Here is a 12004-nt window from a genome sequence, read left to right as displayed (position 1 = left end):
AACGAAGGAATGGGGAACCCAAGGTTGGAATGCACGTGGCGCAGCATGCCTTACGCATGCACGCGCCAGGCTTTCAGCACCGCTCCAGATACCTTTGCCGTGATCCACTCGAGCGGCCGGATGGAGGCATGCCTGCTTCCAGGCGGACCGCCCGCACTCATCGGCGGCGATACCTGCCGCTCCCCGCCCGGACCATGGGGGTTCGTGGCGCAATCTGGTGGAGGCTCATGGCTATGACGTCTTTGACGCTCAACAAGATAACCTCGCAGCGCGGCATCTCCGTCGGCGAGGCGACCAAGAAGATATCCGATCTCGGCTGGAACCCGACCTATGTCCAGGAAGCGATGACCTTCCCGACGGACTACAAGATCAGCAAGGCGCCGCGCGATCCGATGAAGCAGGTGCTGCGTTCCTATTTCCCGATGCAGGAGGAAAAGGACAACCGCGTCTATGGCGCGCTTGACGCCGCCTTGCGCGGCGACATGTTCCGCAATGTCGAGCCGCGCTGGGTGGAGTGGATGAAGCTCTTCCTCGCCATCATTCCGTTCCCGGAAATCTCGGCCGCCCGCTCGATGGCGATGGTGGCAAGGCTGGCACCCGGCGAAGACCTGCGCACCGGCTTCACCATGCAGATGGTCGACGAGTTCCGCCATTCCACCATTCAAATGAATCTGAAGAAGTGGTACATGGAGAACTATATCGATCCAGCCGGCTTCGACATTACCGAAGAGGCCTTCGGCAAATGCTATGCCACCACGATCGGCCGCCAGTTCGGTGAAGGTTTCATCACCGGCGATACCATGACCGCGGCCTGCATGTATCTGACCGTCGTCGCCGAGACGGCCTTCACCAACACGCTGTTCGTCGCCATGCCCTCGGAGGCCGCACGCAATGGTGACTATGCCCTGCCGACAGTGTTCCTTTCGGTGCAGTCGGACGAGAGCCGCCATATCGGCAACGGCCACTCCCTCCTGATGGCCGCTCTCAAGGAGCCGGAAAACCACCTCCTGCTCGAGCGCGACCTGCGTTACGCCTTCTGGCAGAACCACGCCATCGTCGACGCCGCCATCGGCACTTTCATCGAATATGGCACCACCAACCGCGACAAGAACAAGGAATCCTACGCGGAGATGTGGCACCGCTGGATCTTCGAGGACTACTACCGCACCTACATGCTGCCGCTGGAAAAATACGGCATCAAGATCCATCACGACGACGTTCAGGAAGCCTGGAAGCGCATCACCGAGAAGTTCTACGTCCACAAGGTGGCCCAGTTCTTCACCGTGGGCTGGCCGCTCAACTTCTGGCGTATCGAAGCCCAGACGGACAAGGACTTCGAGTGGTTCGAGCATAAATATCCGGGCTGGTATGCTCAGTTCGGCGAATTCTGGAAGTGGCACGACAAGCTCAGCCACAGAGGCGAGAAGATCCTCACCTTCAACGAGGAGGTGGGCTACGTCTATCCGCACCGCTGCTGGAGCTGCCTGGTCCCCTGTCTGATCCGCGAGGACATGGTCGTCGACGAAATCGACGGCAAGCTGCACACCTTCGCCCATGAACTCGACCGTTGGACGGCAGTGGAGGCCTTCTCCGACGAGTACCAGGGACGTCCCACCCCGGCGATGGGCCGCTTTAGCGGCAAGCGCGAATGGGAGACGCTGTATCATGGCTGGGATCTCGCCGAGGCGATGAAGGATCTCAACTTTGTGCGCTCGGACGGCGAAACCCTGATCCCGCAGCCGCATCTGCGCTTCGATCCCAAGGAGATGTGGACCCTCGACGATGTCAGGGGCCACACCATCCTGTCGCCGCTGACGCTGCTGCGTGAGATGTCTCCCGCCGATCGCGAGAAACATCTGGCCGAGTATCGCGCCGGCTTCACCATCAACCCCTGTCACTGAACCCGCCAATCCGCGGATACCGTCCAGCGGTCTCCGCGACCGGACGGATCACGCCCCCTCTCCTCGCCGGGAGGGGGCACGGGACAGTCTTGGAGAAAGGACCGATGAGCGTGGCCCATACCGTGCGCCTGGAACCCGTCGGCGTCGAATTCGAAGTTGAGAACGGCGAAACCGTGCTGAACGCAGCCTTTCGTCAAGGCATCGCGCTGCCGCACGGCTGCAAGGAAGGGCAATGCTCGGCCTGCAAATGCGTCCTGCTCGACGGCGAAGTCGACATGCTGAAATACTCGACCTTCGCGTTGAACGACATGGAGAAGGACAGCGGCCACGTCCTCCTATGCCGGACGATCGCCTATTCGGACATGGAGGTGGAACTCCTCAACTATGACGAGGAGGTGCTGGCGAAGTCGATCGCGGTAAAGACCTATCGCGGCCAGATCACGCGTATCGAGCGGCTGACCCACGACATCCGTGGCATCGAGATCAGTCTCAATTCGCCGATGAAGTTCTGGGCCGGCCAATATGTCGACATCACGGTCACCACGCAAAAGGGGGAGACGCTTACGCGCTCGTTCTCCATGGCAAATACGCCGGACCAAACCCAGGCCCTCTCCTTCATCATCAAGAAATACCCCGAGGGAAAATTCTCAGGCGAACTCGACGCCGGAGGAATCCAGGTCGGAGCCGAGGTCTCCATCGTCGGGCCTTATGGAACCTGCTTCCGACGAGAAGAGCGCGAGGGCCCCCTGATCCTGGTCGGTGCCGGGTCGGGCATGTCGCCGGTCTGGTCGATCCTCAACGATCACCTGGCCAGCGGCGAACAAAGGCCGGTCTATTTCTTCTACGGGGCCCGCACGCAAGACGACCTGTTCCATCTCGACCGGATCTCGGCCTTGGTCAAGCGTTACCCGGAGGTACAGTTCATCCCCGTGCTCTCCCATGCCGGCGAGGACGGTGCGTGGTTGGGCGAACGCGGCTTCGTCCATGAGAGCGTGGGCGCCAAGCTCAGGGAACTCGCCATCGATGGGCAGGGCGACGTCTATGCCTGCGGCCCGCCCCCCATGATCGATGCGCTGCAGCCCGTCCTGTTCATGAACGGCTTCGAGGTCGAGCACATCTTCTTCGACAAATTCACCACCTCGTCGGGCGCAACCTCGTCCGGCCACTAAGGACCGCCCTCACCTCGGGCGGATCGTCGAAACACACCACAACCAGGGAGTGAATACCATGCCTGCCATTTCGAGTTCTGTCGGATCCGGCGCAGCCGGTGCAGCGATCTTCGCCGACTCCGACAGCCGCAAATACCGCTATTTCGATCCCAGGGGGCAGCGCGCCACCCATTACGAGGATGTCACCGTTGATGTGCAGCCCGATCCCGAGCGCTATCTGATCCAGAACTGGATCATCAATTTTGCCGACGGCAAAGGCGCCTACGTCAAGGGCAACACCCTGGCCCAGAGTTCGAACTGGCACGCCTTCCGGGCGCCCGACCAGGAATGGGAGCGCACCCATTACCAGCGCCAATCCAAGATCGAGACGATGGTGCAGAGCGTGATCGCCAATGGCCGCAAATTCGGCGCGCCCAAGAGCTTCGACAAGGCCTGGATCAGCATCCTGCAGCACCATCTCGGGGCCTGGAAGCATGCCGAATTCGGACTGGGCACCTCGCTGATGCAGGCCCAGCGTTACGGCTACACCCAGATGATCAACAACGCCACGCTGACCAACTCTTCCTACAAGCTGCGCCTGGCCCAGGACATCACGCTCTATCTGGCCGAGATCGGCATGGATATTCCCGGCTGGAACGACGAACTGGGCAAGAAGACTTGGCTGGAAGACGGCGTCTGGCAGGGCGCCCGGGAAGCCGTCGAGACCATCATGGGATCGGAGGACTATCTGGAACAGTATTTCGCCATCAACATCGTCTTCGAGCCCCTGGTCGGCGAACTCTTCCGTTCCGGCTTCCTGATGCAGGTGGCAGCCGCCAACCACGATTTCATCACTCCGCCGGTGATCTCGGCGGCCGAAGCCGACTATGAGCGCAACCTCGCCAATACCATCGACCTGATCTACCTGCTGGCGCATGACGAAAAGCATGCTCAGGGCAACCGCCAGCTGTTCAAGGCCTGGCTGAAGAAGCACCGCGCGCTCGCAGACAAGGCAGCGCTGGGGCTGCAGCCGATCTGGTCGATGGCGCATTCCAAGCCGGTCTCGTTCGAGGATGTTCGCGCCGTCTCGCAGGAGCGGATCGGCCAGATCCTGCGCGAACTCGGCCTCGACGACTGACCGGCCGGCAACCATCACAGGGAGAAACGACCATGTCCACGGCAGCACGCGATTCCTCGCACGCCAATATCTTCAAGTCGATGAAGGACATCACCTTCGAGCAGACCATCTCGCATCAGTGCGGGGTCACCATGAACGACTCGGTTGAAGCGCGCGCCATCGCAGAATTCATGGGCAAGAAGAATGGTGTGACCGTCACCTATCAACCCGCGCTGATCCGCATCGACGGCAACGGCAAGCTCATCTTCATGATGGACGAGATCAGCGAGTATCTCGGCCGCGAGATGACTGCGGAGATTTTCGAAGTCAATACCTCCACCCATTATGGCCGCATGGTCAGGGTCGACGACAATACAGTGATCCTGTTCGGCGATATGGACGAGGTCTTCGAATACATCTGAGCACGACGGCAGATCTCGGGCGATGCGCCCTGAAGCGTTTTGCGATTTGGCGGTCACGCCAAGAATCGCAAAACGCGTCGAAACAAAGAGTTAGAGCAAATAAGCGTTCACGCTTGAACGCGCTTTGCTCTAGGGCGCATCGCCCTTCCCCCGCCCATGCACAGCCGAAAATGAGTAACCGATCATGCCAAGCAAAATGAAGGCCGCGATCTTTGTCGAGAAGGGGCGCATCGTTCTCGATGACAAGCCGATCCCCGAGATCGGTCCCGCCGACGCCCTGATACGTGTCACGACGACGACGATCTGCGGAACGGATGTCCATATCCTGAAGGGAGAATATCCCGTCGCCAAGGGCCTGACCATCGGTCATGAGCCCGTGGGTATCATCGAAAAGCTCGGTTCCTCGGTACGCGGTTTCAAGGAAGGCCAGCGCGTCGTCGCAGGCGCCATCACCCCCTCGGGCTGGAGCCATGCCTGCCTATGCGGCTGTGGTTCGCAGGACGGAGCCGGCACCAAACATGGCTGGAAGGCCATCGGCGGCTGGAAGTTCGGCAACACTATCGACGGCTGCCAGGCCGAGTTCGTCTGCGTGCCCGATGCCATGGCCAATCTCGCCCCCATCCCGGACGAGGTCAGCGACGAACAGGTGCTGATGTGCCCGGACATCATGTCGACCGGCTTTGCCGGCGCCGAAACCGGCGGCATCCGGATCGGCGACATCGTTGCCGTTTTCGCGCAGGGACCGATCGGCCTGTGCGCCACGGCTGGCGCCAAGCTGATGGGGGCGACCACCATCATCGCCGTCGACACGGTGCCCGCTCGCCTTGCCATGGCCAAGCGCCTGGGCGCCGACATCGTGGTGGACTTCAAGCAGGAAGATCCCGTCGAGGCCATCATGCGTCTGACCGATGGCCGCGGCGTCGACGTGGCGATCGAGGCGCTGGGCACGCAGGTAACCTTCGAGGCGGCCCTGCGTGTCCTCAGACCCGGTGGCGTGCTGTCGAGCCTGGGCGTCTATTCGTCGGATCTCAAGATCCCGCTCGATGCTTTCGCAGCCGGCCTCGGCGAGAAATCGATCCGCACCTCGCTCTGCCCGGGCGGCAAGGAGCGCATGCGCCGCATGCTCGACGTCATCGGGTCGGGTCGGGTGGATCTGGGCGGGCTGGTCACGCACCGCTTCAAGCTCGACCAGATCGAAGAGGCCTACGACCTCTTCGCCAATCAGCGCGACGGCGTGCTGAAGGTCGCCATCACGACCTGAGAGGTACCCGCCACGAAGGCAGCAGTGGGAGAGACAACCATGCTCGATGCTTCACACGCATCCTGTGTCGAGGCCGACATCCCGACCGTGAGAATCGGCCGGTGGGGGCATGAGCCCGGCGCCAGCCCAGAAGACGCGGAAACGGCGGCGCGCGATGACCATGCCTGCAACGGCGCTACGCCCGAGGGGTGTGCGGGATGCCCGCTGCGCACCGCCCGGATGGCCCGCTTGTCTCCCGGCCATACGCCTGGCGGAGCTGCAGCGCGCCCGACCTCGCTCCGAGAAATCTCCAAATAGTCAAATTAAATCAAAACTTTAGATCTAAATACCAACGGAGGAAGCCATGTATATCACGCCCGAAGGCAAGGAAATTTTCGTCGTTGATGGCCACACCCATTTCTGGGACGGCAGCCCTGAAAACCAGCGCAACATTCACGGCAAGCAGTTCGTGGAGTGCTTCTATGCCTATCACACGGCGCTCAGCCCTAAGGAACAGCTGTGGCCCAAGGACAAGTTCGAGAAATACAGCGCCGACGATCTCTATCGCGACCTGTTCGTCGACGGTCCTGATGATGTCGCCATCGTGCAATCGACCTATCTGAAGGATTTCTACAAACAGGGTTTCAATACCCTCGAACGCAATGCCGAGATGGCCAAGCGCTATCCCGAGCGCTTCATCGTCAACGGCTCCTTCGATCCGCGCGATGGCGAGGCGGCGCTCGAATACATCCACTTCATGAAGGAGACCTACGACATCAAGGGCGTGAAGATGTACACGGCCGAGTGGCATGGGGATTCCCGCGGGTGGAAACTGACCGACCCCAACGCCTATCGCTGCTTCGAGCTTTGCGAGAAACTCGGCATCCGCAACGTCCATGTCCACAAGGGCCCGACGATCATCCCACTCAGCAAGGACGCCTTCAATGTCGGCGACGTTGATGACGCGGCCACCGACTTCCAGAACCTGAACTGGATCGTGGAACATTGCGGCCTGCCTCGCCTGGACGATTTCTGCTGGATCGCCGTGCAGGAGACCAATGTCTATGGCGGCCTTGCCGTCGCCCTGCCCTTCATCCATTCGCGTCCGCGCTACTTCGCCGAAGTGATCGCCGAGCTCCTGTTCTGGCTCGGCCCGGACAAGATCCTGTTCGGCTCCGACTATGCAATCTGGACGCCGCGCTGGCTGGTCGAGAAATTCTGGGCTTTCGAACTGCCCGAGGACATCAAGCGCGAGCGTGGGGTCGATCTCACACCCGAAATCAAGGAAAAGATCCTGGGCCTCAACGCGGCGCGGCTCTACGACATCGACATCGCGACCAAGAAGGCGGCCCTGGCCAAGGCGCCGCTGTCGATCGCGGCGGAGTGAAGCGCATGATGAGCGCTGCGCTCCGTGGTCGCCGCCAGGCCGAACTCTGGCGGCGGCTGTCCGAGGTCAACGATCCCGAACTCGACGAGCCCGTCACCAATATGGGCTTCGTCGAGCGTGCCGAGATCCTGGACGATGCCTGCGTGGACGTCGAGTTCAGGCTGCCAACCTATTGGTGTTCGCCCAACTTCGCCTTCTTGATGCTCGACGGCGTGCGCGAGGCGATCGAGGCACTGTCCTGGAAGCCGGCCTATCGGATCCGGCTGCAGGATCACATGTTCGCCGATGAGGTCAATCGGGGCATCGCGGTGGGCAAGAGCTTCGGGCAGGTCTTCGGGGAGATGACGGGTGATCTCGACCTTGAGGCCCTTCGCGAGACGTTCCGTGCGAAGGCCTATAAGCGGCGGCAGGAAGCCGTGCTGCTGGGTCTGCGCCAGGCCGGCGTCAGCGACGACGTCATCCTTGCCATGGATCTTGCAGCCCTCGACGCCGCCCAGCCGATGGGGCCGGAAGCGGCGGCCCAGAAGCCGCGCTATCGCCAGGCCCTGCTCGAGCGCCATCCCCAAATCGGCCGGGGAAACGGCGTCTTCCTGACCTGGGAGGGCATCCCCCTCACCGCCGCAACGCTGGCTTCCTATCTGGGAGACCTGCGCAGCCTGCGGATCAACATGGAGTTCAACGGCGCCCTGTGCCGTGGGCTCAAGCAGACCCGGTACAAGCAGGCCGACTTCGCGGACGGCGAACCCACACTGGTCGACTTCATCCTCGATCGCGTGCCGCCTGCCGCTGGGGAAGCGCCAGCCCTCAACAGCTGAATCGACGCCTCGTCGCCCGAGGTCAACAACAACCACCCGCGAGGGTGGAAGGAGGAGCCATGCCCAAATTGATGCTTCACAATTCGCACGCCCGCCGGGCGCTCGCCCGCGGCGTTCACCAACTCGCAGCCGCCGTGGAACCGACTCTCGGTCCCAAGGGCATGAATGCCATGATCGACCGGCCGATCGGCACGCCGATGGTGACGCGCGACGGCGTCTCCATTGCCTCGGAGATCGAATTGCACGATCGCTTCGAGAATATGGGCGCGCAGGTGGTGCGCGAGGTCTCGATGCAGACCAACGAGATCGCCGGTGATGGCACCACCACCGCCATCGTCCTGGCCAATGCCCTGGTCCAGAAAGGCGTGGAAGCCAACGAGCAAGGTGCCAAGGCCGTCGACCTCGTCAAGGGCATCGATCTTGCCGTCGACGCCGTGGTGTCGTCGCTGAGATCCAGCGCGCGCCCGGCTCGCGAAAACGGCGCCCTGGCGGCCGTCGCCAATATCGCAGCCACCGACGCCAGGCTCGGCGCCCTGGTGGCCGAGGCCTTCGAGAAGGTTGGTGCCGACGGCATCATCACCACCGATTTCAGCATCACCACCGAGACCACGCTCGACGTCGTCGAGGGCATGTCCTTCGACCGCGGCTATATCTCCCATCACATGGTCACCGATGTGGAGAAGATGCAGGCGGTGCTGGAGCGCCCGCTTATCCTGTTGACCGACCTGAAGATCAAGGACCCTACTTCACTCGACGCAGTGCGGGCGATCGCCGACAAGGCCGGCAGGCCGCTGCTGATCGTGGCCGAGGAAGTCTCGCCCGAGGTGATCGTAACACTGCTCGGGCGCAACGGCGCCGGCAAATATCTCATCGTGCATCCGCCCGAATACGGCCATTGGCGCAAGGCGCTGCTGGAGGACCTGGCCATCATCACCGGTGGGCGCGTCGTTGCCCGTGACCTGGGCGGTAGGCTCGAACAGATCGAAGCAGCCGATCTGGGCGGCGCCGAAAGGGTGCGCACGAGCGCGACCCACACGGCGATCATCCATGGCGCCGGCGACAAGGCGGCGATCGCCGCACGCCGCACCCAGGTCCAACATCAGTTCGAGAACGCGCCGCCCAATATCGAGCAGGACAAATTGCGCGAACGCCTCGCCAAGCTCTCCGGCGGCACGGCGGTGCTCCATGCCGGCGGGGTCACGCCCGTCGAGCAGAAGCGCACCATCCAATTGATCGAAGACTCGCTCTCGGCCGTGCGGGCTGCGCTCGATGAAGGGGTGGTCGCCGGCGGGGGCGCCGCCCTCGCCCAGATCGGGCCGGTGCTCGATCCCCTGCTTGCCCGGCTCGACGGGGATGTCGCGGCGGGCGTTCGCCTGGTGAAATCGGTGCTGACGCGTCCGCTCTGGCGTATCGTCGCCAATGCCGGCGGCGATCCCGAGGCGGTGGTGGCGAAGGTGTCGAGCGTCAATGGCGGCTTCGGCTACAACGCCGCGCTCGGCGAATACCAGAACATGTACGAGGCAGGTATCATCGATCCCGTTCGCGTCACCTGCGCCGCGCTGAGCAATGCGGCCTCGGTCGCCAAGCTGATTCTCACCACAGAGACCCTGGTCGGCGATCTCGCCGAGGACGAGGATCCCACCGCGGGCCCGGCCCTCGGCGGCGGCGCCGAAAAACTCGGACGCGCCTGAGCGGCGCTGCTGCCAGGCCGAACCATACAAGGGCCTTTCACATCGAGACCCCGGACAAGGCGACGCGCCTTGTCCGGGCAGGCCGAGTACGGCCTTGCGCCGGCTCGCCCCCTGCTCGCAGGCGGCACAGTTCAGACAAAACCGCGGCGGATGCCGTATTGATCGAGCTTGCGGTAAAGCGTGGGACGGGAGACGCCGAGCCTGCGGGCTGCCCGGCTCAGATTGCCGTCCTCGGCAGCCAGGACCTGGCGGATCGCCTGTCGTTCGGCTTCTTCCAGCGTTCCCGAAACCACCGGCAACGATGAGGCCTGGGCGTGGCCATCGCTGCATGTGGAGCGGATGATCTCCGCCGGCAGGTCGGAAAGGCCGACATTGCCGCCATTGCTGAGCACATGCAGCTTCTCGACCAGATTGCGCAGCTCACGCACATTGCCCGGCCAGCGATAGGCCATGAGGTGATCCAGTACCTGCGGCGTAAACACCAACGGCTCCATCTGCATGCGGGCAGCAATCTTCTGGTTGAAGTGGTCGAGCAGCAACAATATGTCCTCCCCGCGCTCGCGCAGCGGCGGTACGCGGATCGACACCGTGCTGATGCGGTAGAAGAGATCCTTGCGAAAACGCCCCGCCTCCACCTCCTGCTTGAGCTCGCGATTGGTCGAGGCCACCAATCGGACATCGATCGGCCGGCGCCGGCTGTCGCCGATGCGCGTCACCACGCGGTCTTCGAGCACACGCAACAGGAAAGGCTGGATATCCAGCGGCATTTCCCCGATTTCGTCGAGGCTGAGCACGCCGCCATTCGCAAGCTCGAACACACCCGGCTTGCCCTCGCGGCTGGCGCCGGTGAAGGCGCCGGGAGCATGCCCGAACAGCTCGCTGCCGAACAGTTCGCGCGTGATCGCCCCGCAATTGACCGCAACGAACGGAGCGTTCGCCCCCGATGGGCTGCCTTGCTGAACGAGCCTGGCAAACAGCTCCTTGCCGACGCCGGTCTCCCCTTCGATCAGCAAAGAGGTGACGTCACTGGACTGGGACACCCGACAGGCAATGTCGACGGCTGCCCGCAAGGCCGGGCTGTCGCCGACGATGGCAGCTCTCGCCTCGTTGAGGCGCGTGGATGCCGGATTGACGGCCGACACCAGGCTCGGCGCCGAAACGGGCGGAAACACCAGCGCCGCACCGCGTAGATCTCCATCCAGCTCGAGCCGATTGACATGACAGGTCTGGAATTCCTGCGGCAGTTGGCTGACCATCCTCTCCAGGCTGTCGGCAGCCGTCAATTCGACAAGTCTCCTGGCCTGGGCTCCCGAGAAGGAGGCGAGGAAGCCGCCCTCGATCGGCCTGGGCAGATTGGCCTTGTAGATCACCCGGCCATGGCGGTCGACAATCATCAATCCGTCGGAACGGCGATAGCGCGGCGCCGAGGTGATGAAGGCTTCGAGCAGGCGCGTGCGCTCCTCGCTCTGCTGGTCGGCCAGAGCCTTTTCGATTTCCCGCGCGGCCGCTGCGACCAGGGCGGTGTTATGGGGTCTGAAGATATCGGGATGGCCGGACAGATCGACCACGCCGATGATGCGCCCGTCGAAGGGATCGCGCACCGGTGCACCGGCACAGGTCCACGCCTTGATGCCCGCGCAGAAATGCTCGGCCGCATGCACGAAGACGGGTTCACCAGCCCAGAGCGCCGTACCGATGCCGTTGGTGCCCACGACATCCTCGGTCCATTTGCCACCAATCGCCAAATGGATGTCCATGCCATCGCGCAAGGTGCGCTCGTCGCCGACGGTGTCGATGAGGGTGCCCTCGCCGTCAGCGAGAACCAGCATGGCGCCGGTGCCTTCAAGCAACCGGCCGATCGTGAAGAAGGATCGGCGCGCCGCTTCCAGGAGTTCCCGATTGAGATAGGCCAGATGCTCGACCTCATCGCGCCCTCCCCTCAGGGGAGCCTCATTCTGTTGAGCGTCGATGCCGCCCGTCGCGCAACGATGCCAGGAGTCGTGAATGAGGGAACGGACCGGCGAACGCGCACGATCCTGATCCGAGGCACCGGAGAGCAGGTTCTCCCAGGCTCGCATGGTCCGTCGTTCGTCATAGTCGAGGTTCGCCACGGACAGGTTTTGTGCCTGCCGACCGGGTTGGGCAACGCTGGTGCGGATGTCGTCCAGATCGATATCGCGTGTCATGCGTGCTTCACATTGCTTTCTCGAGTAGCACCTCTAGTTCATGTGAGTTCCAATCGGACGGCGCCCTTCTTGCGAAGTTCGAAGGACGCCGCCATGC

At 62.8% G+C, this 12004-nt stretch carries 9 protein-coding genes; 8 read left to right on the top strand and 1 reads right to left on the bottom strand.

Going from position 1 to position 12004, the window contains the following annotated elements; translation table 11 throughout:
• The first annotated feature begins 227 nt into the window (after positions 1-227).
• The 8 genes from AB4037_RS27210 to AB4037_RS27175 all read left to right on the top strand — a co-directional run bounded on the left by AB4037_RS27210 (position 228) and on the right by AB4037_RS27175 (position 9721).
• Positions 228-1901, top strand: coding sequence for an aromatic/alkene/methane monooxygenase hydroxylase/oxygenase subunit alpha (locus tag AB4037_RS27210; RefSeq protein ID WP_441773592.1), 1674 nt, complete (start codon positions 228-230; stop codon positions 1899-1901).
• 104 nt (positions 1902-2005) lie between these two features.
• Positions 2006-3070 (top strand): NADH:ubiquinone reductase (Na(+)-transporting) subunit F, encoded by a 1065-nt coding sequence (locus AB4037_RS27205; protein ID WP_441773591.1) that lies wholly within the window; start codon positions 2006-2008, stop codon positions 3068-3070.
• Between the two features lie 58 nt (positions 3071-3128).
• Positions 3129-4187: an aromatic/alkene monooxygenase hydroxylase subunit beta gene (locus AB4037_RS27200; RefSeq protein WP_441773590.1), complete on the top strand. Its 1059-nt coding sequence runs from the start codon at positions 3129-3131 to the stop codon at positions 4185-4187.
• Between the two features lie 32 nt (positions 4188-4219).
• Entirely contained in the window at positions 4220-4588 is a 369-nt protein-coding gene (locus AB4037_RS27195) for an MmoB/DmpM family protein (protein WP_441773589.1), read from the top strand.
• 184 nt (positions 4589-4772) lie between these two features.
• Positions 4773-5849 (top strand): NAD(P)-dependent alcohol dehydrogenase, encoded by a 1077-nt coding sequence (locus AB4037_RS27190; RefSeq protein WP_441773588.1) that lies wholly within the window; start codon positions 4773-4775, stop codon positions 5847-5849.
• A gap of 343 nt (positions 5850-6192) precedes the next feature.
• On the top strand, positions 6193-7215 hold the full coding sequence (locus AB4037_RS27185) for an amidohydrolase family protein (protein ID WP_434960413.1): 1023 nt from the start codon (positions 6193-6195) through the stop codon (positions 7213-7215).
• A gap of 8 nt (positions 7216-7223) precedes the next feature.
• On the top strand, positions 7224-8030 hold the full coding sequence (locus AB4037_RS27180; RefSeq protein ID WP_441773587.1) for an iron-sulfur cluster assembly protein: 807 nt from the start codon (positions 7224-7226) through the stop codon (positions 8028-8030).
• Between the two features lie 59 nt (positions 8031-8089).
• Positions 8090-9721, top strand: coding sequence for a molecular chaperone GroEL (locus AB4037_RS27175; protein ID WP_441773586.1), 1632 nt, complete (start codon positions 8090-8092; stop codon positions 9719-9721).
• 131 nt (positions 9722-9852) lie between these two features.
• Here AB4037_RS27175 and AB4037_RS27170 read toward each other — a convergent pair whose 3' ends face one another.
• Positions 9853-11907: a sigma-54-dependent Fis family transcriptional regulator gene (locus AB4037_RS27170; protein ID WP_441773585.1), complete on the bottom strand. Its 2055-nt coding sequence runs from the start codon at positions 11905-11907 to the stop codon at positions 9853-9855.
• Between the last annotated feature and the right edge of the window lie 97 nt (positions 11908-12004).

This window comes from Labrys sp. KB_33_2 (assembly GCF_052114505.1).
Taxonomy (GTDB): Bacteria; Pseudomonadota; Alphaproteobacteria; order Rhizobiales; family Labraceae; genus Labrys.
Note: the sequence above shows the minus strand (reverse complement) of the source record. Positions and strands in the feature narration are given on the sequence as shown.